The sequence below is a fragment of the Anaeromyxobacter terrae genome (assembly GCF_022690685.1).
Taxonomy (GTDB): domain Bacteria; phylum Myxococcota; class Myxococcia; order Myxococcales; family Anaeromyxobacteraceae; genus Anaeromyxobacter; species Anaeromyxobacter terrae.
The window spans coordinates 58,027-80,487 of record NZ_JALCYY010000024.1; the positions used below are offsets into that span (position 1 = coordinate 58,027).

Below are 22,461 nucleotides of genomic sequence, written 5' to 3' on the forward strand. Positions count from 1 at the left end.
GCTGCTGACGCCGCGAAAGGAAGGACCATCTTCGGGAAGGGCAGGCTGCGGACGCCGTGCCGAGAATTCATCCGCGAGGGGGAACCGCCGTTGCGAATCGCTGAGATCATCAACTCTTTCGACATCGGCGGCGGCGAGGTGCAGCTGCTCGAGCTGTTGCGCGGCCTCATGAAGAGGCATCGCCTCTCGGTTCATGCCCTCGAGCTCCGCGGACCGCTCCTCTCGCGAGTGCAGGGGCTCGGCTTCGAGCCGGAGGGGCATCCGCTCGGCGGCTCGCTCGCGAGCCGGGGGGCGCTCCGGGCGATCGGCGAGCTCGCCCGGGCGTTCCGGCGCGATGGGGTGCAGCTCGTCCACGCGCACGACTTCTACTCGGCGTTCGTCGCGGTGCCCGCGGCGCGGCTCGCCGGCGCGGGCGTGGTCGTCGGCCGGCTCGATCTGGGCCACCTGCAGAGCCCCGCGCAGCGCGCGGTCCTGGCCGGGCTCTCGCACGCGGCGGACGCCGTCATCGTGAACTGCGGGGCGATCTTCGACCTCGTGATCGGCGACGAGCGCGTGCCGCCCGATCGCGTGTCGCTCGTCCGGAACGGGCTCGACCTCGACGCGTTCGACGCCGCGCGCGCCGCGAGGCTCGCGCTGCCGCTGCCGGACGTGCGCGGCCGCCCGGTCGCGGTGATCGTGGCGAACATGCGCCACGAGGTGAAGCGGCAGGAGGACTTCCTCGAGGCGATCGCGATCGCCCGGCGCGAGCGCCCCGAGCTCGCGGCGTTCCTCGTGGGCGAGGGGGACCGCGTGGACGGGCTCATGACGCTCGCGACCAAGCTCGGGCTCGCCGGCCACGCGTTCTTCCTCGGCCGGCGTCCCGACGTCCCGGCGGTGCTCGCCCGCGCCGCCCTCGGCGTGCTGTGCTCCGCGCAGGAGGGGCTCTCGAACGCCGTCATCGAGGGCATGGCGGCGGGGCTGCCGATGGTGGTCACCGACGCCGGCGGGAACGCGGAGCTCGTCCGCCATCGCGAGCGCGGGCTGGTGGTGCCGGTGGGTGCGCCCGCGGCGCTCGCGGGGGCGATGTTGCAGGTGCTCTCGGATCCGGGACGCGCCCGGGAGCTCGGCGCGGCCGGGCGCCGGTTCGTGGAGCAGGAGCTGTCCGTCGCGCGGATGGTGGCCGAGCACGAGCGGCTCTACCGGCGGGTCGCGGCGGAGCGGCCCGGGCTCGCGCGCTCCGTCGCGCGCGCCGGCGGCGGCGCGCGGCAGGTCGCGTCGGGCGGGCTGGGCTTCCTCAGGCACCGCGCCCTCGCGCGAGCGCAGAGCGACGCGCGCTCCGCGGGCCACGCGGGCTGACGCTCACGGCGTTCGTCTCGAGGGCACCCTCAGGCGGTGGGCCCGACTCCGGGTGCGGCGAGCGCCCGCTCGACGTCGCGGCGGGAGTAGCCCTCGGGGCGATCCGACGGCGGATGGGAGAGGAAGCTCGCCACGATCTTGCCGAGGTAGATCTCGAGCGGCTCGTGCCGGAAGCCGAGCTCGCTGCGGGCGCGGCTCGGGTCGATGAACGACATCCAGCGGCCGCTGAAGGGCGAGACCCGCAGCGGATCGAGGCCGGCGGCCCGGATCTTGTCGGAGGAGATCGGGACGACCTCCGCGGCGCTGCCGAGGTGGTGGCGCAGGAGCGCGACGAGCTCGGCGAGCGTGGGCGTCTCCTCCTGCGCCACGTTGTAGGCCTTCCCGAAGGTCTCGGCGCGGCCGAGGATCTCCACGAGGAAGCGCGCCACCTCGCCGCCGTAGACGTGGCGGACGCGGTGCTCGCCGCCGTCCGGCAGGAGGACGGGGCCGCCGTCCACGAGCCGCCACAGGTAGGACTCCATCCGGCGGTGGTAGTCGCGCTCGCCGTTGACCATCGGGATGCGCACGCGCGTCGCCGGGAACCCGCTCGCAGCGGCGAGCGCGTCCTCGCAGGCGCGCTTGCCGACGCCGTAGTCCCAGTCGGCGATGTCGGCCGGGTCCGGCGGGCGCCCCATCACCGGCCCGTCGTAGTCCTCCTCGCGCGCCGGCTTCGGCGCGCCCTCGCGCACGAGGTAGACCTGGCCCGTCGAGACCATGACGTAGTGACCGCAGTCGCGGAACAGCTGCGTCGCGCGCCGGCCGTCCTCGCCGGTGAACGCCGCGAGATCGACGACCGCGTCGAACCTGCGGCCCTGGAGGAGGCGGTCGAGATCGCGCGCGGTCCGATCGGCGACGATCCGATCCACGCGGCCGCCGAACGGGTCCGCCAGCCGGCCGCGATTGAGGAGGGTGACCTGATGGCCCGCGGCGAGGAGACGGAAGCCGAGGAGCCAGCCGACGAACCGATTGCCGCCGATGACGAGGACGTCCACGCAGAGTCCCTCCGCGCCCCGTACCTGCTCCCGCCCGCCGGCCTTCGTCAAGGAAACTGCGCGTCGCGATCGCGCGCCGGCGTCGCGGAGGCGGCCGCGATCGGGCAGACTCGGGGGTCATGACCCCCGAAGAGTTCCGCAAGCTCGGCCACGCGCTCGTCGACTGGGTCGCCGACTACCGCGATCGGCTCCCCTCGCTGCCCGTCATGAGCCCCGTCGCGCCCGGCGCCATCCGCGCGCGCTTCCCGGCGGAGCCGCCCGCCGAGGGCGGCCGGCTGCCCGAGGCGATCGCCGCGCTCGACGACGCGATCCTCCCGGGCATCACCCACTGGAACCACCCCGCCTTCTTCGCCTACTTCCCGTCGAACACGAGCCTCGCCTCCGTCCTCGGCGACCTCGTCGCGGCCGGCCTCGGCGCGCAGGGGATGAGCTGGCAGACCTCGCCCGCCGCGACGGAGGTGGAGGAGGTCGTGATGGGCTGGATCCGCCAGATGATCGGGCTCCCGCCCGAGCTCGTCGGCGTGGTGCAGGACACCGCCTCCACCTCGACGTTCACCGCGCTCCTCTGCGCGCGGGAGCGGGCGAGCGGCTTCTCGCAGAACGGGCCGGGGCTCCAGGGCGGGGCGGCGCCGCTCGTCGTCTACGCCTCCGAGCAGGCGCACAGCTCGATCGAGAAGGCGGCGCTGCTCGCCGGGTTCGGCAAGGCGCACCTACGGCTCGTCGGGACCGGCGACGCGCACGCGCTCCGCCTCGACCTCCTCGAGCGCGCCATCGCGGACGACCTCGCGAGGGGGCTCCGGCCGTGCGCCCTCGTGGCCGCGACCGGCACGACGGGCACGACCGCGCTCGATCCGGTGGCCGGCATGGCCGACCTCGCGGAGCGCCACGGGATGTGGCTGCACGTGGACGCCGCGCTGGCGGGCACGGCCATGGTGCTCCCCGAGTGCCGCTGGATGTGGGCGGGCGTGGAGCGGGCGGACTCGATGGTGTTCAACCCGCACAAGTGGATGGGGATCGGCTTCGACTTCAGCGCCTACTTCGTGCGCGACCCGCAGCACCTCGTGCGCGTCATGAGCACGAACCCCTCGTATCTCCGGACGGCGCACGACGCGGTGGTGAACAACTTCCGCGACTGGGGCATCCCGCTCGGAAGGCGCTTCCGCGCGCTCAAGGGCTGGTTCCACCTCGTGGACGAGGGCGTCGCGGCGATGCAGGCCCGCATCCGGCGCGATCTCGCGAACGCGCAGTGGCTGAAGGAGCAGGTGGACGCCGCGGCGGGCTGGGAGCGGCTCGCGCCCGTGCCGCTCCAGACCGTGTGCCTGCGCCACGTGCCCGCCGGTCTCGCCGACGAGCGGGCGCTCGCCGAGCACAACCTCGGCATCGCGCGCCGCGTGAACGAGACCGGCCGCGCGTACGTGACGCCGAGTGTGCTGAAGGGGAAGCAGATGATCCGCGTGTCGATCGGAGCGACCGCCACCGACCGCGCGGACGTCGAGCGGGTGTGGGCGGAGCTGAGGAAGGCGGCGGGGTAGGGGCGAGAGCATCGGCACGACACCCGAGTCGAAGACAGTCGGGAACCGCTGTCGCGGGCGTAGCACTATCAGGCACTATGGACTGCGAGTGGACAATGCGACCGCCTCGCAGGCATGATGCCCGAACCTCGCCAAGAAGAAGGAGAAGGAGGTCTACGCTTGAACACACGAAGGCTCGCGTGGATGGTCCTCCCGAGTTCGGTTGCATGGATGGCCTGCGCCGCCGGACCTCGGGCCGCAGGACAGCCGACGGCCGATTCGGCCGGCGGAGACGAGGTGCTGGTGGTCGCCATCGGCGCCGAACGTGCGGGATGCCCGCCCATGCGAATGCAAGTGCCTTTTCCGCTCGGCGGAGGTGAGGGCAATGCGTTTCAGGAAGTGATCTGCGCCGATGGCCGCCGAAAGCTCGAGTGGATGCTGCAGATCCAGCCCACGGGGAAGAAGGCGTGGCGCCTCACGATCAGAACTGCCGGAGGCGGCGTGCCTCGCGATCTGACTCTCGGCGAGAATCCGCCCTTCCAGCTGGACGACCTCCAGGTCGGCGTATCGCTCCGGACCGAGCGCATCGACGGCTGACGGCGGCAAACGCCTGGATAGCCGGGGCGCAACTCCGACCCCTGACCCTACCCCGCCCGCAGCGCGCCGCCCTACGTGGCGGGACCTCGCGCCAGCGCGAGCCCTGACCCGCACCGCCCGCAGCGCGCCGCCCCACGTGGCGGGACCTCGCGCCCGCAGGCGGGCCACTGGACGCGGTAGGTACCGATCGACCTGCGGACCGCAATGCAACGCGGTTGGCCAAGGCGACCTCGCCCGTGCGCAGCCCCCGCCCGCAGCCCCGCGTTGCCAGCGGGGTCTGGCGGACGGCACCGGCCCCCGTACCTTGTCCCCGTCCATCGTGGCCCGCCGAGGACGTGAGGTCCCGTCCAGGCGGCGCGCCACGGTGACCTCACGCGCCGCGATCCCAGAGCCACTCGCTCCGCCCGACCCCGACCTCGACCCCGACCTCGAACCCGACCTCGACCCCGACCTCGACCTTCGCCCCCCCAAGCCCGACTGACTCGCCCCGCCCCCCAGGCCGGTTGCCGCGAGCCCCGCTCCGTCGCATAACTCCGCGCGATGACGAACCCCGCTGGCGAGCTCCTCCTCCTGGTCCCCACCACGAGCTACCGGCTCGACGACTTCCAGGCCGCCGCGCGGCGGCTCGGGGTGCCGCTCGTGGTCGGGAGCGACCTGTGCCACCGGATCGAGGTCGCCTTCGGCGCCCGGCCGGACCTCCTCCCGCTCGACTACCGCCGGCCGGAGCGGGCCGCCGAGCAGATCGTGGAGGCGGCGGCGCAGCGGCCGATCCGCGGGATCGTCCCGGCGAGCGATCCCACCGCCGTCATCGCCGCGCTCGCGGCGGAGCGGCTGGGGCTGCCCCACAACCCGCCGGCGGCGGCGAGGCGGGCGGCGAACAAGCACGCCATGCGAGCGGCGCTCCGGGCGGCGGGCGTGCCCGTGCCGGACTTCGCGCTGCACGACCTCGACGGCGACGCCGAGGCGGCGGCGCGGGCGAGCCCGTATCCGTGCGTCCTGAAGCCGCTCATCTTCTCGGCGAGCCGCGGCGTCATCCGCGCGGACGATCCGGCGGGGTTCGTCGCCGCCTGGAGGCGCATCGCGCGGCTCCTGCGGGAGACGAAGGCGGAGCGGCGTCCGCGCGGCGAGGAGGAGGGGCACGAGGTGCTCGTCGAGGCGTTCGTGCCCGGCGCGGAGGTCGCGCTCGAGGGGCTCCTGCGCGGCGGCACGCTGGAGGTGCTCGCGCTCTTCGACAAGCCGGATCCGCTCGACGGCCCGTACTTCGAGGAGACGCTCTACGTCACGCCCTCGCGCCACCCGGCGGCGCTCCAGCGCGAGGTCGAGCGCGTGGTGGCGGAGGGCGCGAGGGCGCTCGGGCTGCGCGAGGGGCCGGTCCACGCGGAGCTCAGGCTCTCTCCGGCCGGCCCGGTGGTCCTCGAGATCGCGGCGCGCTCGATCGGCGGGCTCTGCTCGCGCACGCTCCGCTTCGGCGCGGGGCTCACGCTCGAGGAGGTGCTCGTCGCGCACGCGATGGGGATGCCGCTCGAGTCGCTCCGGCGCGAGCAGCGCGCGTCGGGGGTCATGATGATCCCCATCCCGCGGCGGGGGATCCTCCACGGAGTGCGCGGCGTCGAGGCCGCGCGGGCGGTGCCGGGCGTCGTCGACCTCGTGGTGACGGCCGAGGTGGGCCGCGAGGTGCTGCCGCTGCCGGAGGGCGAGGCGTACCTCGGGTTCCTCTTCGCCAAGGCGGAGTCGCCGGCGGAGGTGGAGACCGCGCTGCGCGAGGCGCACCGGCGGCTGGAGCTCGACATCCGCGCGCCGCTGCCGACCGTCTGACCGCTCGACGGTCCGCCCGCGGGCTCGGAGGGGGCCGGTCGTCGGAATCCGCGGACGGCCGGCTTATCTTCGCCCCCGCGTGGAACCCGGGGGACCGCTCGAGGAGAGGACGCGCGCGCTCCTCGCCGCCGGCGACGAGCGCGGGGCCGCCACGGTGGTCCTGCGCGAGCTGGGGCCGCACGTCCTCAGGTACCTGCGCTCGGTGCTGCGGAGCGAGTCGGACGCGGCCGAGGCGTTCTCCGCCTTCGCGGAGGACCTCTGGCGCGGGCTCCCCGCCTTCCGCTGGGAGGCCCCCCTGCGCAGCTGGGCGTTCCGCGTCGCCTGGCGCGCCGCCCTCGGCATCCGGAACGACACCTTCCGCCGGCACGGCCGGAGGCTCGAGACCGGCGAGGCCGCCGCCCTCGCCGACGAGCTCCACACGACGGCGCCGCGCCTCGAGGGGCAGCGCCAGTCGCTCGACGCGCTGCGCGACGCGCTCTCGCCGGAGGAGCAGTCGCTCCTCGTGCTCCGGGTGGACCAGCAGCTCCCGTGGGAGGAGGTGTCGCTCATCCAGGCGGGCGCCGCGGATCCGAGGACGGTCGCGACGCTGCGCAAGAAGTTCGAGCGCCTCAAGGACCGGCTTGGGCGGCTCGCGCGGGCGCGCGGCCTCATCGACTGAGCGGCGGCGCCGGCCTCACCCGACGAGGAACACGGCGCACGACCGGGCGCCGTGCGCGCCGATGACGAGCGCCTGCTCGATGTCGGCGGTCTTCGACGGGCCGGCGATGAAGAGGCCGTAGCCGCGCGGCAGCGCCGCCACCCGCGCGCAGGCCTCGTGCATGTCGTTCACGAGCTCGCCGGCCGGCAGGACGAGCGCGAGGTGCTGCGTGACGACGAACACGGCGCGGTCGTGGAGCGACGCCCCGGCCACCCACACCGCGCCGTTCTCGGCCACGCCGAAGACGCCCGGCAGCACGGCGAGGTCGACGCCCTCGAGCTCGTGCGGATCGCGGAGCGCCTCGAGCGCCACGTTCCCCGGGCCGGCGTCCGGCACGGCGGAGGCGATCCGCTTCGCGCCGAGCCGCGCCGCGAGCGCCGCCACCCCGTCCGCGAGCGCCGGGCCGTCCGCGACGCGCACCGCGGTCCCGGCCACGGCAGCGACCGCGGTCTCGAACTGCGCCACGCGATCCGCGTAGGGCGCGGCGAGACCGCGCGTCTCGGGGAGCGCCTCCGGCGGCGGTGCCGCGGCCCGAAGGCGCCGCAGGATCTCGTCCCGGCTAGACACGCGGCCTCCGCTCCTTCCGGTAGAGCTGCCGGAAGGTCTCCCTCGGCATGGGCGGCAGCTCGCGCTGGCGCCCCCACGGGTTCCAGCGCGCGTAGAGGACGCCGCGCGGCAGGTTACGCCCGAGGAAGCGCGCCGTCGCGCCGGCGGCGAGGTAGAGGAGCTTCACGCGCAGCACGAGCGCGGCGAGCCGCATGCCCAGGCGCTTCGACATGGGCTGCAGGCCGCGCTCCGCGAGGTCGCGGCGACCGGTCAGGATCTCCTCGTGGAGCGGGATCTTCACCGGGCAGACGTCGTCGCACGAGCCGCACAGGCTCGAGGCGAAAGGCAGCGACGCGTGGCCGTCGACGCCGCGCGCGGTCGCGAGGACGATCCCGATGGGCCCCGGGATCGTGTACGTGTAGCTGTAGCCGCCGCTCCGCCGGTACACCGGGCAGGTGTTCATGCACGCCGCGCAGCGGATGCAGTGGAGGGCGCGGCGGTACTGCTCCCTGGCGAGGAGCGCGCTGCGCCCGTTGTCGACGACCACGATGTGCAGCTCGCCGCCGCGCATCGGGCCGAGGAAGTGGGTCGTGTAGCTCGTGCACGGCTGGCCGGTGGCGGACCGCGCGAGGAGCCGCAGGAACACGGCCAGGTCCTCGAGCCGGGGGATGATCTTCTCGACGCCCATGCACGCGACGTGGATGGGCGGGAGCGAGGTGCCCATGTCCGCGTTGCCCTCGTTCGTGCAGACGACGAACCCGCCGGTCTCCGCGACCGCGAAGTTCACGCCGGTGAGCCCCGCCTGCGCCGCCATGAACCGCTCGCGCAGGTGCGCGCGCGCGGCCTCGGTGAGCCGGGTCGGATCGGAGAGCCCCTCGGGCGTGCCGAGCTTCTCGTGGAAGAGGTCGCCGATCTCCTCCTTCTTCTTGTGGATCGCCGGCATCACGATGTGCGACGGCGGCTCCTTCGCGAGCTGCACGATGCGCTCGCCGAGATCCGTGTCCGTCACCTCGATCCCGCGCGCCTCGAGGTACGGGTTCAGGTGGCACTCCTCGGTGAGCATCGACTTCGACTTCACGAGCCGGGTCACCCCGCGCTCGGAGAGGATGCGGTGGACGATCGCGTTGTGCTCGTCGGCGTCGCGCGCCCAGTGCACGGTCGCGCCCGCCGCCGTGGCCTTCCGCTCGAACTCCTCCAGGTAGTCGGCGAGCCGCGCCTGGGTGTGCGCCTTGATCCGCGAGGCCACCTCGCGGAGCCGCTCCCACTCCGGCACGGCCGAGGCGGCGCGATCGCGCTTCGCCCGCACGAACCAGACCGCCTGGTCGTGCCAGTGGGCGTGCGGCTCGTCCCGCAGGAACGCGGCCGCGCGGTCCGCGTGGCCGCGCCCGTCGGAGCGGAGCACCGGGAGCGAGTCGCTCATGGCATCGCCTCCGCGAGGACCTCGGCGACGTGCCGGAACGCGAGCGGCGCCTTCGCCCGCCGGGCGAGCCCGTCCATGTGCATCAGGCAGGACACGTCCGTGCCGGTGACGATCTCCGCGCCCGCCTTCACGTGATCGGCGAGCCGGTCGCGCCCCATCATGCAGGAGACCGCCTCCTCGACGACCGCGAAGGTGCCGCCGAACCCGCAGCACTCGTCGACGCGCGCGAGCGGCACGAGCTCGATGCCCTCGAGCGAGGAGAGGAGGCTCGCGACCTTGCTGTAGGGCGCCTCCAGCCGCTCGCTCGAGCTGCCCAGCCGGAGCTCGCGCAGCCCGTGGCAGCTCTGGTGCAGCCCGACCTTGCGCGGGAAGCGGCCCGCGATGCGCCCGATCTTCAGCACGTCGGTGATGAACTCGCAGAGCTCGTAGGTCGCGCGCTTCACGGCCTCGAGCCCGGGCGCGCCGGGGATGAGCGCGTCGTAGTGGTTCCGCACCATCGAGGCGCAGCTCCCGGACGGGCAGACGACGTGCTCGAACCCGCCGAACACCTCGAGGAACCGGCGCGCGAGCGGCGCCGCGTCGGAGGCGAACCCGGCGTTCGCCATGGGCTGGCCGCAGCAGGTCTGGTCCTCGGGGTAGACCACGTCCACCCCGAGCTTCTCGAGCACGCGCACGGTGGCGAGCCCGACCTGCGGGTAGAGCTGGTCGACGTAGCAGGGGATGAAGAGGGCGACCTTCACGTGGCCTCGGGCGGAGGGGCGGCGGGCGCCGCCCCTCGCGCGTCAGGGGTTCACTTCGGCGGCGGCACGGGGATGACGCCAGGGAAGACGTACGCCTGCAGCATGGCGATGATCCCGATGAAGGCGGCGAGCGCGATCGAGTGCCACCAGACGGTGCGGAAGATCGGGCCGAGCGCGTGCGTCCGTTCCTTCGGGCTCTCGTAGCAGGCGGCGCACGCGACCATGATCGACTGCGCGTCGATCATCTTGCCCATCACGCCGCCCGTCGAGTTCGTCGCCACGATGAGGATCTCGTTCAGCTTGAGCTGCTGGGCGGTGATCCGCTGGAGGCTCCCGAAGAGCGCGTTCGAGGCGGTGTCGGAGCCGGTGAGGAAGACGCCGAGCCAGCCGAGGTAGGCGGCGAAGAACGGGTACATGAAGCCGGCCTTCGTGAAGGCGAGCCCGAGGACGGCGTCGGTGCCCGAGTAGCGCGTGAGGTAGCCGAGCCCGAGCACCTGGCCGATGACGAGGACCGGGATCTTCATGCGGTGGATCGTCCGGCTCGTCGCCTCCTTCCACTGGGCGGCGGTCATGCGGAGCGCGAGCCCGGAGAGGAGGGCGGCGACGAACACGCCCGTCCCGGCGGCGGAGAGCCAGTTGATCGTGAACCGCGCCGCCTCGGGCTTCGCGTTCGGCAGGGCGACGGGCGGCATGCGCTGCACGAGGTTGTGGAGCGAGGGCATGTCCCAGCCCGGGAGCGACAGCGTGCCGCTGAACTTCGAGCCGAGGAGCGTCGTCGAGAACTTCGCGTCCGAGAAGAGGTTGTTGAGGAACGCCTTGAACGATGGCATGCCCCAGAGCGCGCACGCGGCGATGAGGATCGCCCAGGGCAGCCACGCGTAGACGGTCTGGCGGACCGTGTAGGGGTACTCCCACGAGCGATCCGTCGAGTCGCGGCCCGCCGCCCCGACGCTGGCCGCCGCCGCGCGCTCACGCGCGGCGCGCTCGGAGCGCAGCAGGAACCGCGTCTTCGGGTGCCACACGAAGCGGAGGAAGAGCGCGGTGCACACGACCGAGAAGACGCCCGAGACGACGTCGGTCATGAGGTGGAAGGAGTTCGTGCCGGAGGCGAAGTACTGCATGATCGCGAACGAGGCGCCCGAGACGAGCGTCGCCGGCCACACCTCGAAGGCCTCCTTCCACGTGCCGCCCTCCATCTTGACGAAGGTGACGACGAGCCAGAAGGGGACGAGGAGCGACGCGAAGGGGAGCTGGTGGCCCGCCATCGCGGAGAGCGTGACCTGGTCGAGGCCGCTCACCGCCGCGAGCGTCACGATCGGAGTGCCGATCGCGCCCCACGCCACGGGGGCGGTGTTCGCGAGCAGGTTCAGCACCGCGGACTGGAACGGCGAGAAGCCGAGGCCGACCATGACGGCGCCCGCGATCGCGACCGGGGTGCCGAAGCCAGAGGTGCCCTCGATGATCGCGCCGAACGAGAAGGCGATGAGGAGCACCTGGAGGCGGCGGTCGAACGAGATGTGGATGATCGACTCCTTCACGATCTCGAACTTCCCGGTGATCACCGTCATCGTGTAGAGGAACATCGCCGCGAGCACGATCCAGATGATCCCGAGGAAGCCCGAGAGCGACCCGTACGCGAACGCGGAGACCGCCGACGCGACCGGCATGCCGAACGGGATGCAGGAGACGAGGAACGCGGCGATGACGCCGTACAGCGCGGCGTACGGCGCCGAGATGCCGAGGTGGCGCCGTCCGAGCTCGTCGCGGTGGGGGTGGAGCGCGATGAAGTACAGCAGGGTGAGGATCGGGATCGCCGCCACGAGCGTGGAGAGGAAGGCGTTCCCCAGCGGATTGTAGTTCTGGTGGTACATGCGGTTCACTCCCGCGCGATGACTGCCTGGGTGGTGCAGACGGGGGCTTCGAGCAGCTCCGGGACGATCGGGACGGCCGCCGCGAGGCCGGCGGGCGGCGTGGGGGGAGGCGAGCTCATACCGGCGACTCCTTCGCCGGCGCGCCGGGCGGCGTAGGCGCTGCGGGCGCCTCCGGCGCGACGGACGCGGGCGCGGCTCCGGCGGGCACGGTGCCGCCCGGGGCGACGCTCGCCGTCGCGGCGGCGGCCACGGCGCGGCCCCGCGCCTCCGGGCGTCGCACCGCGGCCAGCGCGGACGCGCAGCGATCGACGAGCACCGCGAGCGAGCGGTAAGGGATGCCCGCGTGCAGCGACAGGCCGATCTCGCAGGTGCGCGACGACGAGTACCCGGACCGGCAGTCGGGCGGCAGCGAGCGGGGCAGCGCCGCGAGCGCGGACGCGTTCAGCTCCGGGTGCGTGAAACCGCGGTCGCCCGCGAACCCGCAGCACCCCACGCCCGTCGGGACGACGACCTGCTCGGCGCACGCGGCCGCCACGCGCCGGTACGCGTCCGAGAGCCCCGCCTTGATCGCGCTGCAGGTAACGTGCAGGGCGACCGGGCCGGAGGTGCGCGCGATCGAGAGCCGCGGCAGCAGGGCGCGGTCGATGAACTCCACCGGATCGAAGATCGGCAGCGCGCCGGCGAGCAGCTTCTTCATCCGGTACGCGCACGGGCTCGTGTCGAAGACGATCGGGAGCTCCCCGCCCTCGCTCGCCGCGAGGAGCGCCGCCTCGAGCTCGCGGGCCTTCCGCTCGGCCTGCCTCGGGTAGCCCTTCGACTCGAACGGCATCCCGCAGCAGAGGTCGGCGAGCCGCTCCGGGAACACCACGTCGCAGCGCGCCTTCGCGAGGACCGACAGCATCGCCGCGTGGACCGCGAGCTCGGCGTCCCCGCGCGCGGGCCCCATCGTCCGCGCGATGCAGCTCGGGAAGTAGACGGCGCGCAGGTCGGAGCCGGTGGAGGTCCCAGTGAGGCGCGGCCGGGCCGGGCGCGGCACCGCGGCGGTCCAGAGCGGGAGCCGCCCCCCGGTCGCGGCGCGCATCCCGCGCGCGACCGCGCCCATCGCCTGCGTGCCGAGCACCGCGTGCGCCGCCGTCGCGACGCCGAGCGCCGCGCGCGCGACGGAGCCCACCACCGCGAAGTGCTCCGCGGCGGACTCGGCGATGGCGCCGTCCTCGGCGTGGCGCTGCGCCCGCAGCCACTTCGTGTGCTCGCCGGTGTCGATCGCGACGGGGCAGGCCGTGGCGCACAGGCCGTCCGTCGCGCAGGTCGCCTCGCCCAGGTAGTCGTAGTCGGTCTCGAGGCGGCGCAGCCGCTCCGGGTCCTCCGCCGTGACGCGCAGCCGCGCGATCTCGCGCTGCACCACGATCCGCTGGCGCGGCGTCGTCGTGACGTCGCGCGACGGGCAGCGCGGCTCGCAGAACCCGCACTCGATGCAGCGGTCGATGATGGGGTGGGCGCGCGGCAGCGGCTTCAGCGCCTTCAGGTGGGCGCCCGGGTCGCCGTTGATGATCACCCCGGGGTTGAGGAGCGCCCGGGGATCGAAGAGCGCCTTCACGCGCTTCATGAGCCCGTAGGCCTTCTCGCCCCACTCGAGCTCCACGAACGGCGCGATGTTTCGGCCCGTGCCGTGCTCCGCCTTGAGCGAGCCGTCGTACTTCCGCGCGACCATCTGGCAGACGTCGTCCATGAAGCGCGCGTAGCGCGTCACCTCCTCGACGTCGCCGAAGTCGGGGGTGAAGACGAAGTGCAGGTTCCCGTCGAGCGCGTGCCCGAAGATGATCGCGTCCCCGTAGCCGTGCTCGCCGAGGAGCCGGCGCAGATCGAGCGTGCCCTCCGCCATGCGCGCGATCGGGAACGCCACGTCCTCGATCACCACGGTGGTCCCGACGCGGCGCGCCGCGCCGACCGCAGGGAAGAGCCCGCGCCGCACGTCCCAGAGCCGCTCGTACTCCGCCTTCAGCGGCGTGAACCTCACGGGGAAGAGCGCCGGGACGGGCGCCATCCGCCGCTGGCAGGCGGCGACCTGCGCCTCCAGGTCGGACGCGGAGCGGGCGCGCGTCTCGATGAGCAGCGCCGCGGCGCCCTCGACGAGGCCGCGCAGCTCGGGCGGCATCCCCGGCTTCCCCTCGACGGCGCGCAGGGACGCGCGGTCCATGAGCTCGACGGCCGACACCGGCCCGCCCGCGAGGAGCTGGGTGGCGCGGGCGGCCTCGCCGATGTCCCGGAAGAACGCGAGCGCGCTCGCCTTGTGCGGCTGCTCCTCGACGGTGCGGTAGGTGATCTCGGCGATGAAGGCGAGCGTCCCCTCCGAGCCGACGAGGAGGTGCAGCAGGATGTCGACCGGATCGTCGAAGTCCACGAACGCGTTGAGCGCGTAGCCGGTGGTGTTCTTGATCCGGAACTTCTCGGCGATGCGCGCGCGGAGCGCCGGGTCGGCGCGGATCTCGTCGCGGATCTCCGCGAGACCTCGCACGAGCTCGGGGCGGGCGCGCGCGAGCCGCTCGCGCGACCCCGCGTCGCCGGTGTCGACGGCCGTCCCGTCCGGCAAGACGACCTTCATGCTCTCCACGGTGCGGTAGGTGTTCTGGGCCGTCCCGCAGCACATGCCCGAGGAGTTGTTCGCGGCGATGCCGCCCACCATGCAGGCGCCGATCGAGGCGGGGTCGGGGCCGAGCTTCCGCCCGTACGGCGCCAGCGCGAGGTTCACGTCGGCGCCGATGACGCCCGGCTCGCAGACGACGCGCGCGCCCCCGTCGAGCACGGCGAGCCGGCGGAAGCCTCCCGCGACGAGCGCGAGGACGGAGTCGGAGATCGCCTGGCCCGAGAGGCTGGTCCCCGCGGCGCGGAAGGTGACGGCGAGCCCGAGCGCCCCGGCCTCGGAGAGGAGCCGGACGACCTCGTCGGCCGAGCGGACCTGCACGACGAGCTTCGGGACGAGCCGGTAGAAGCTCGCGTCCGTGCCGAAGGCGAGGCAGCGGAGAGGATCCGCGACGAGCCGCTCGCGGGGGAGGTGTGCGGCGAGCGCGTCGTGGAGCCGCCGGTACGGCTCGGGCAACGCGCGGATGTCCTTGCGCTCGGCCATGAGTCTCGAGACTCCAGCACCTCCGGTCGGCCCCTCGCGCGAGAAGTGGGCGACCGGTGCTACTCGTCGCGCGTCCGGTCGGGCGCACGGAGTGAACGGTATGGCAGGGAACGGCGACGCCGCGCGCGGTCCGGACGGGGCCGCATGCGCGCCGCGTCGCGTCACGCGGGCGTCGCCGGGTCGCAGGCGCGAGAGCCCGGAAAGGGGCTCCGCCCCAGGCGGGCGGGCGAGCGCGCAGGGTCACTCGAGCGGGGCCAACTGCCCCGCGGTCGGCTCTGCTCAACAGAACCAGGACTCGGTGAGGCGCGGGACGCGGCGCTGGTCGGGGGCGAGCACGCGGACGTGGCCGTGGGGCAGGCCCGCCGCGGCGAGCGCGAGCGCCTTCACCCGCGCGACCGTCTCGAGCGGCGGCTCGCCCGACGCGGCCCCCGCCTCCACCTCCGTCGCGACCCGCGCCTGCAGCCCGTCCATGCGCGGGTCGGGGTGGCGCCAGCGCCAGGTGAGCGCCGCCGCGTCGAGCCCGTCGAAGGGCATCGTGGGATCCCCCTCGAGCAGGGAGCCCGGCGGGACGAGCAGCCGGATCGAGAGCTGGACGGGATCGAGGTTCGACAGCCAGCCGCGCGCCTCGAGCAGCTCGAGGAGCTCCAGGTAGTCGTCGAGCGTCGCCCAGGGAGTGAACGGGAGGAGCGAGGGGCGCAGCGGGACGCCGGCCGCGGCGGCGAGATCGAACGCGGCGAGCGCGTCGGCGCGGGTGTGGCCCTTCGCGAGCCGCGCGAGGACCTCGTCGGAGAAGGACTCGACGGCGGAGGTCAGGAAGAGCGCGCCGAGCCCGGCGAGCTCGCGGAGCGCCTCCGGGGCGGCGAGGAGGTGCTCGACCTTCGCGGTGAAGTCGAAGGTGAGGGCCGGGAAGCGGGCGTGGACCGCGCGCGCGACGCGGAGCGCGTGCGCGGGCCCGTTCAGGAAGTCGGGGTCGCCGAAGGTGACGTGCTGCACGCCCTGTGCGACCTGGCGAGCGACGTCCTCGACGACCGTCTCCCGCGGGACCGCGAAGAACCGCCCGTCGTAGACCGCCGGGAGCGGGCAGTGCCGGCAGCGGTGCTTGCAGCCGCGGCTCGCCTCCGCGTAGCCGGCGAGCCGGAGCGCGCCGTCCGAGGCGGCGAGCCTCGCGTAGCGCTCGGGCGGCGGGAGCCCCTCGCGGCTCGGGACGGGATAGTCGAGCCGCCGCCGGAGCGCGGCGGTGCCGCCGCGCTGGACGAACCGGTCGAGCGGTGCCCCCTCCTCGAGCGCGCGCGCGAGCAGGACGAGCTCCTCGTCGGACTCGCCGCCGAGCACCGCCGCGGCGCCCGCGGCGAGGAGCAGGTCGGCGTTGAGCGGCGCGTAGACGCCGTGGAAGCAGAGGACGGCGTCCGGGGCGAGGGCGCGGATCCGCGCGGCGGCCTGGAGGCCGAGCCGGAGCGCGGTGTGCATCGGGACCGAGAGCGCCACGAGCCGCGCGCGCCCCACGCGCGCGGGATCGAGCGGCTCGACCGCGAGATCGAGCGCCGCCGGCGCGAAGCCGGCGCGCTCCAGGAACGCCTTCGGGAACGCCACGCCGTGCGGCGCGTGCCCGAGCTCGTACGTCGAGACGAGGAGGATGTCGCCGGGGGAGCGCAACGCCGTGCACCCGTCAGCCGAGCCGCCCGAAGGCTCGGGAACGTCGACGAAGGGCCCTGGCTAGCCCTTCGTGCGGGGCGGGCGGTAGTCGGGCGGAAGCTGCGCGCCCTCGCTGAAGAAGAACTGCTCCGCCTGCTGGTACAGGATCTCGTTCGTCCGTGGATCGGCGGGCGAGAGCCGGTACTCGTTCATGATCATCTTGAAGTGCTCGAGCCAGAGCTTCCAGGCGTCCTGCGAGATCGAGTCGTAGATCCGCTGCCCGAGCTCGTTCGGGAAGGGCTTGAAGGTGAGCCCCGGCAGCTCCTTGCCGAGCTTCTTGCACATCACCATGCGAGCCATTCCGTCTCCTTGCCCCAAAGGGTTCGTAAGAGGCGAGGAACATAAGCGATCTCCCGGCGGGATGCACGCCTGCGCGCCGTCGGGACGGGGCCGGCGCGCCCGCCGCGGCGCGATCGCCGTGCCCAGGAAGCGCCGCGGCCCCGGCGAGCGCACGTCAGGCGCTCGGTCGGGGCCGCGAACGGGACGACGGGGGATCAGGAGAGCAGCGACGTCGGCGATACGGCGAGCGCCTTCGCGAGCGACTCCAGCGTGTCGAGCGGGGGCGTGCGCTGCCCGCGCTCGAGCATCGAGATGTACGAGACCGAGAGGCCCGCCTTGGCGGCGAGGGCCTCCTGGGAGAGCTTGCGGCGGAGCCGCTCGCTCTTGAGGTTCACGGCGAACTTGTCTGCGAGACCAGGCATCGATTGCGACTCCTGCGAGCTGCCCCCCGAGGTGATTTGCGGAATCCGCAAGGCAACTTTGCGTCTTCCGCACGGAGAGCAATACCACCCCGGGCGCAGGCTGGCCAGCTATGACCTAGCGAGGATCTGTCCCCTGTGTACGCGACCGCGCCGGGAAGGGCACGTCGTACCGTGCGAGCAGTCGCCGGAGCGCGAAGTACGAGACGCCGAGCCGGCGCCCGAGCTCCTTCGCGTCGCCGGGGAAGAGGCGTGACGCCGCCTCGAGGTAGCGCTTCGCCGCGTCCTTGAACGGGATGACGTCGTCGCGCGACTGCGGAGGGCGCAGCCCGGGGAGCGCGCGCGCCAGGTCGCCGGAGAGCCGCGCGAGCTTGGCCCGGGCGACCTCGACCTCGGCCTCGTTGCGATCGATGAGCAGGGTGAGCTGGCGGCGGTCGATGGCGAGCTCGAGGGAGCGCACGAAGCCGTCCACGTCGCCGTCGTCCTGGCACTCGTGGAAGAAGTCGGCGCCCGCCATCACCGCGGCCACGGCCTCCGAGGCGGGCGCGCTCCGCGTGAAGGCGAGGATCGCGAGGTCCGTCCGGCTCGTGCGCACCTCCTTCAGGACGTCGAGGCCGTTGCGGCGCGGCATCGCGAGCCCCACCGCCATCGCCGTCACCTGCCGCGTCACCCGGCGCACCGCCTCGCCGCCGTTCCGCGCGAGGACGACGCGGAACCGCGGATGACGGCCGAGCTCGCCGGTCCGGCGACCGGGGAGGGTCTCGAGGTGGGAGCGGAGCGTCTCTCGGATGCCGGGGTCCTCGTGCGCGAGCACGAGCACGTGGTCGTGCACGTCGGGTCGATCCCAGCGGCGGCGCCTCATGCGCGCTGTTTAGCACAGAGTGAACGCCCCATCATGGCTCGGGTGGAGCCTGTAGGAGCACGGCCTGGACCTCGGCGCCCCGGGCCAGGCGCGACCGCCCGGCGGGCAGCACCGCGAGCGCGTCGTGGCCGGCGACGGACGTCAGGTGGCCGGAGAGCTGGGTGCGGAGCGGCTCGACGACGAGACCGCGGCGGTCGCGCCGGACCCGCGCGCGCAGGTACACCGTGAGCTCAGCCGGCTTCTCCTGCGCGGCCGCGAGGCGCGCGGTGACGATGACCCGGCCGGCGCCGGGGAGGCCGGCGAGGGCGCGGAGCGCGGGCCGGGCGAACAGCTCGAAGGTCACGAGCGCGCTCGCGGGGTTGCCGGGGAGCCCGAACACGGCCGTGCGGCCCCAGCGCCCGAACGTGAACGGCTTGCCCGGCCGCATCGCGACCTTCCAGAAGTCGAGCCGGGCTCCCGCCTGCTCGAGCGCGCCGCGGACGAGGTCGCGCGTGCCGACCGAGACCCCACCCGTCGTGACGAGCGCGTCGAGCCCGCGCGCCGCGAGGAGCGCGCGGGCGAGCGCGTCGGGCGTGTCGCCGGCGATCGGGAGCAGCAGCGGATCCCCGCCCGCCTCGCGCACCGCCGCGGCGAGCGCCGGGCCGTTCGACTCGTGGATCTGCCCGGGACCGGGCACGCGGCCGGCGGGCACGATCTCGTCACCCGTCGGCAGGATCGCCACGCGCGGCCGGCGCCGGACGGCCAGCTCGCTCCGGCCGAGGCCGGCGGCGAGCCCCACGACGCCCGCGTCGACGACGGCCCCGGCGGCGAGCGCGATCGCCCCCGCGGCGACGTCGGAGCCGGCGCGGCGGACGAACCGGCCGCGCTCGGCGGGACGCCGGAAGGTCGCGGTGCGTCCCGCGCGGCGCACCTCCTCCTGCATCTCGACCGCGTCGGCGCCCTCGGGCACGGGCGCGCCCGTGAAGATCCGGCAGCAGCTCCCCGCCGGCAGCGGCCCAGGCGCGGGCCGGCCGGCGTACACCTCGAACGCGATCGGGAGCCTCGCGCCCGCGCGCGGGGCGTCGGCGGCGCGGAGCGCGTAGCCGTCCATGGTCGCGGCGTCGAACGCGGGGACGTCCCGCGTGGCGGAGAGGTCCTCGGCGAGCGCGCGGCCGAGCGCGCCTTCGAGCGGGACCCGTTCGGCGGCGAGCGGCGCGAGGTCGGACAGCGCGGCGAGGATGCGCGCGCGGGCGGCGGCGGGCGTGAGCACGAGGGGTTTATACACCGCGGGCGCCCTTCTTCCTGCGGTGCGCGAGGCGCCGCGCGTGTAGACTCCCGCGCCATGACGTGTCCCTCCTGTGGCGCGGAAGGCGCCGCCGGCGCCTTCTGCTCGGCTTGCGGCGCTCGCCTCGCCCCCGCGCCCGCCGCGGCGGCGCACGATGCGCCGGTGCTCGCCACCACCTCCGCCGGCGCCGCCCTGCGCTACCAGCTCGTCGGCGGCAACGCCTTCGCGTCAGCGCGCGTCGAGCTCTCCCCCGGTCAGTCGATCCGCGCGGAGGCGGGCGCGATGGTGGCGATGAGCGGCAACGTCGACCTGCAGGCGCAGCTCCAGGGCGGGGTCGTCGGCGCGCTGAAGCGGATGGTCACCCGCGAGTCGCTCTTCGTCTCCACGTTCACCGCGACGAACGGCGCCGGCGAGGTCATCCTCGCGCCTGCCGTCCCCGGCGACGTCATCGGCGTCGAGCTCGGCGGGCGCGCGCTCCTCGTGCAGTCGTCGTCGTGGCTCGCTTCGGAGCTCGAGGTCCGGCTCGACACGGAGTTCGCCGGGTTCCGCGGGCTCTTCGCGGGAGAAGGGCTCTTCTTCATCCGCGCCTCGGGAGAGGGCACGATCCTCCTCTCCTCGTTCGGCGCGATCGTGCGTCGCGCGATCCCCGCCGGCGCCCGCTATGTGGTGGACACGGGCCACGTCGTGGCGTTCGACGCGCGCATGCCGTTCGAGGTGCGCAAGGCGAGCCGCCGCGGCTGGATGCGCTCCTTGCTCTCGGGCGAGGCGCTCGTGGCGGAGTTCGCCGGCCCCGGCGAGGTCTGGCTGCAGACCCGTAACCTGCGCTCCCTCGCGGGCGCGCTCTTTCCGTTCTTCCCGACCCAGCAGCAGGGCGGGGGGCTCGGGCAGCTGTTCGGAGACTGACGCATGGCGCACGAAGGTCAGGAGCGGCGGCGGACCGCGATCGTCGAGGAGCTCCGGCGCGCGGGGGGGAAGGCGCTCTCCGTCCGAGAGCTCATGCAGCGGGCGAACCTCCATCAGGGCGAGCGGACCGAGGTGAAGCGAGCGCTCCGCGATCTGACGCGCGAGGGGCTCCTCCACCGGGACGGCAAGCGCTTCTCGCTCCCGGGCGCGCGGCCCGCGGGCGCGCCGGCGGCCGGGCTCGCCCCCGTCCGCGAGCGGCGCGGCCTGCGCCGCCCCGGGCGCGGCAACGAGGTGGTCGGCACCCTCAAGAAGCACCGGGACGGCTACGGGTTCGTGGCGCGGCTCGATCGCCAGGGCGACGACGTGTTCCTGCCGCCGGGCGAGGCGGCGCAGGCGCTCGACGGCGACCTCATCCGGATCGAGATCGTGCCGGCGCGCGGCGGTCGCACCGCCGGGCGGCTCGTCGAGATCGTGGAGCGCCGCCGCAGGCTGCTCATCGGCACCTACCACGCGCGCGGCGCGCGCAGCTTCGTCGTCCCGGCGGACGAGGAGCTCGGCGAGGTCGTGCCCGTGCCGGAGACGAGCGCGGCGCAGGACGGCGACGTCGTGAAGGTCGCGCTCGAGCCCGGCACCGGGCGGCTGCAGGGCAAGGTGGCCGAGGCGATCGGCCGGCCCGGCGAGCCGCGGGTGGAGGTGCTGAAGGTCGCCTACGCGAAGGGCTTCGCGGACGTGTTCCCGGAGGCGGTCTCCGCGGAGGCGCAGGCGATCCCGGATCACGTCCGGCCGGAAGACCGCCAGGGCCGTCGCGACCTGACCGCGCTCCCGCTCGTGACGATCGACGGCGAGGACGCCCGCGACTTCGACGACGCGGTGCACGTGGAGCGGCTGGAGGGGTCGAAGGGGAAGGGGCTCTACCGGCTCGTGGTCGCCATCGCCGACGTCGCGCACTACGTCCGGCCGGGCGCCGCCCTCGACGCGGAGGCGGCCCGGCGCGGGACGAGCGTCTACTTCCCGATGCAGGTGCTGCCGATGCTGCCCGAGCGGCTCTCGAACGGCATCTGCTCGCTCAACCCCGCCGTCGACCGGCTGTGCATGGTCGCCGATCTCGTCCTGGACGAGCGGGGCGAGACGCGCTCGGCCGAGGTCTACGAGGGCGTGATGCGGAGCGCCGCGCGCTGCACGTACACGGAGGTGGCGAACGTCCTCGCGGGCGAGCGCGTCCCCGAGCGCGAACGGTTCAAGGAGCGCTTCGAGCTCATGGCCGAGCTGCAGGAGAAGCTCAGCGCCATGCGCGGACGGCGCGGCGCGCTCGACTTCGATCTCCCCGAGGCGAAGATCGTGCTCGGCGAGGACGGCCAGGTGGTCGCGATCGAGAAGCGCCCGCGCAACCGCGCCCACCGGATCGTCGAGGAGTTCATGCTCGCGGCGAACGAGGCGGTGGCGCGCTGGTTCGGCGCGCGCGAGCTGCCCACCATCTACCGCGTGCACGACGTGCCGGACGAGGAGAAGCTCCAGGCGTTCCTCGACCTCGCCGAGTCGCACGGCTTCGAGGTCCCGGAGGTGCCCGGGCCGCGCGCGCTGAACGCGCTCCTCGGGCGCTTCAGGGGCCACGCGCAGCAGCGCGCCCTGAACCAGCTCCTCCTGCGCGCCATGATGCAGGCGATCTACTCGACCGAGAACATCGGGCACTACGGGCTCGCCGCCGAGCACTACCTGCACTTCACCTCCCCCATCCGCCGCTACCCCGACCTCGTCGCGCACCGCCTCCTCAAGGAGGAGTGGGCGCGCCGGCACGGGCAGCCGGTGCGCGAGACGCCGGCCACGGTGCTCGCGGAGCTCGCCGCGATCTCGTCGGAGCGCGAGCGCGCGGCGATGGAGGCCGAGCGCGACATCGCGGCCTACTACGCGGCGCTCTTCATGAAGGACAAGGTCGGGGAGCGGTTCGAGGGGGTCGTCTCGGCGGTGGTCGAGTTCGGGCTGTTCGTGGAGCTGAAGCGCTGGTTCGTCGAGGGGCTCGTGAAGATCGAGGACCTCGGCGGCGTGCTCGAGCTCGACACCGAGCTGCACGCGCTCGTCGACCGCACGACGGGCCGCGCGTTCCGGGTGGGCGAGGAGGTCACCGTGGACGTGGTCTCCGCGAGCCCCATCCGGCGCCGCATCGAGCTGAAGCTCGTCGAGGAGGTGAAGGCCGCCGAGCGGGGACGGAAGCGCCGTGGGGCGGAGCAGGTCCTCGCGGAGGCAGAGGCGGCCGCGGCGCCCGCTCCGCGGGCGCGCGCGGTGGCCGGCGCCGTCCCGGCGGCCGGTCGCGGCGCGGCCGGGGAGCGGCGGCAGCGCAGCGGCGATGGGCACCGCGAG

The 22,461-nt window shown here is 74.2% G+C and carries 18 protein-coding genes; 7 read left to right on the top strand and 11 right to left on the bottom strand.

Annotated elements, in window-relative coordinates; genetic code table 11:
• Positions 1-90 precede the first annotated feature (90 nt).
• Entirely contained in the window at positions 91-1,335 is a 1,245-nt protein-coding gene (locus tag MNY62_RS12635; protein ID WP_279426517.1) for a glycosyltransferase, read from the top strand.
• A 29-nt stretch (positions 1,336-1,364) separates the two neighbouring features.
• Here MNY62_RS12635 and MNY62_RS12640 read toward each other — a convergent pair whose 3' ends face one another.
• A complete protein-coding gene (locus MNY62_RS12640) occupies positions 1,365-2,366 on the bottom strand; it encodes an NAD-dependent epimerase/dehydratase family protein (RefSeq protein ID WP_242344555.1) in 1,002 nt (333 codons plus the stop codon).
• Positions 2,367-2,485: 119 nt separating this feature from the next.
• Here MNY62_RS12640 and MNY62_RS12645 point away from each other — a divergent pair, with 119 nt between their 5' ends.
• From MNY62_RS12645 to MNY62_RS12660, 4 genes are all read left to right on the top strand, one after another.
• Positions 2,486-3,898: a pyridoxal phosphate-dependent decarboxylase family protein gene (locus MNY62_RS12645; RefSeq protein ID WP_242344556.1), complete on the top strand. Its 1,413-nt coding sequence runs from the start codon at positions 2,486-2,488 to the stop codon at positions 3,896-3,898.
• A gap of 210 nt (positions 3,899-4,108) precedes the next feature.
• A complete protein-coding gene (locus MNY62_RS12650; protein WP_242344557.1) occupies positions 4,109-4,474 on the top strand; it encodes a hypothetical protein in 366 nt (121 codons plus the stop codon).
• Between the two features lie 540 nt (positions 4,475-5,014).
• Positions 5,015-6,289: an ATP-grasp domain-containing protein gene (locus tag MNY62_RS12655; protein ID WP_242344558.1), complete on the top strand. Its 1,275-nt coding sequence runs from the start codon at positions 5,015-5,017 to the stop codon at positions 6,287-6,289.
• Between the two features lie 79 nt (positions 6,290-6,368).
• Complete coding sequence (locus MNY62_RS12660; protein WP_242344559.1) at positions 6,369-6,947, top strand: RNA polymerase sigma factor; 579 nt, start codon at positions 6,369-6,371, stop codon at positions 6,945-6,947.
• Between the two features lie 15 nt (positions 6,948-6,962).
• Here the strand turns inward: MNY62_RS12660 and MNY62_RS12665 are convergent, their stop codons facing one another.
• The 10 genes from MNY62_RS12665 to MNY62_RS12710 form a co-directional block, all read right to left on the bottom strand.
• Positions 6,963-7,553, bottom strand: a complete 591-nt coding sequence (locus MNY62_RS12665; RefSeq protein WP_242344560.1) for a LutC/YkgG family protein — start codon at positions 7,551-7,553, stop codon at positions 6,963-6,965.
• Entirely contained in the window at positions 7,546-8,952 is a 1,407-nt protein-coding gene (locus MNY62_RS12670; RefSeq protein ID WP_242344561.1) for a lactate utilization protein B, read from the bottom strand. Before MNY62_RS12670 ends, MNY62_RS12665 begins: the two co-directional genes overlap by 8 nt.
• The gene (locus tag MNY62_RS12675; protein ID WP_242344562.1) at positions 8,949-9,692 is read right to left on the bottom strand and encodes a (Fe-S)-binding protein; all 744 of its coding nucleotides are present in this window, start codon (positions 9,690-9,692) and stop codon (positions 8,949-8,951) included. The genes MNY62_RS12670 and MNY62_RS12675 overlap by 4 nt, the downstream gene beginning before the upstream one ends.
• Positions 9,693-9,742: 50 nt before the next feature.
• Entirely contained in the window at positions 9,743-11,563 is a 1,821-nt protein-coding gene (locus MNY62_RS12680; RefSeq protein WP_242344571.1) for an L-lactate permease, read from the bottom strand.
• A 115-nt stretch (positions 11,564-11,678) separates the two neighbouring features.
• Positions 11,679-14,687 (bottom strand): FAD-binding and (Fe-S)-binding domain-containing protein, encoded by a 3,009-nt coding sequence (locus MNY62_RS12685; protein WP_242344563.1) that lies wholly within the window; start codon positions 14,685-14,687, stop codon positions 11,679-11,681.
• Positions 14,688-14,966: 279 nt separating this feature from the next.
• On the bottom strand, positions 14,967-16,340 hold the full coding sequence (locus MNY62_RS12690) for a CUAEP/CCAEP-tail radical SAM (seleno)protein (RefSeq protein WP_242344564.1): 1,374 nt from the start codon (positions 16,338-16,340) through the stop codon (positions 14,967-14,969).
• A 60-nt stretch (positions 16,341-16,400) separates the two neighbouring features.
• Complete coding sequence (locus MNY62_RS12695) at positions 16,401-16,679, bottom strand: oxidative damage protection protein (protein WP_242344565.1); 279 nt, start codon at positions 16,677-16,679, stop codon at positions 16,401-16,403.
• 194 nt (positions 16,680-16,873) lie between these two features.
• Positions 16,874-17,080, bottom strand: coding sequence for a helix-turn-helix domain-containing protein (locus MNY62_RS12700; RefSeq protein ID WP_011985757.1), 207 nt, complete (start codon positions 17,078-17,080; stop codon positions 16,874-16,876).
• A 115-nt stretch (positions 17,081-17,195) separates the two neighbouring features.
• The gene (locus MNY62_RS12705) at positions 17,196-17,939 is read right to left on the bottom strand and encodes a response regulator (RefSeq protein WP_242344566.1); all 744 of its coding nucleotides are present in this window, start codon (positions 17,937-17,939) and stop codon (positions 17,196-17,198) included.
• A gap of 31 nt (positions 17,940-17,970) precedes the next feature.
• Positions 17,971-19,188 carry a molybdopterin molybdotransferase MoeA gene (locus tag MNY62_RS12710; protein ID WP_242344567.1) on the bottom strand — a complete coding sequence of 406 codons (1,218 nt, stop codon included), beginning with the start codon at positions 19,186-19,188 and terminating at the stop codon, positions 17,971-17,973.
• A 72-nt stretch (positions 19,189-19,260) separates the two neighbouring features.
• Here MNY62_RS12710 and MNY62_RS12715 point away from each other — a divergent pair, with 72 nt between their 5' ends.
• A complete protein-coding gene (locus MNY62_RS12715) occupies positions 19,261-20,106 on the top strand; it encodes a TIGR00266 family protein (protein WP_242344568.1) in 846 nt (281 codons plus the stop codon).
• A gap of 3 nt (positions 20,107-20,109) precedes the next feature.
• The coding region (rnr, locus tag MNY62_RS12720) for a ribonuclease R (protein WP_242344569.1) at positions 20,110-22,461 on the top strand (2,352 nt) is incomplete at its 3' end.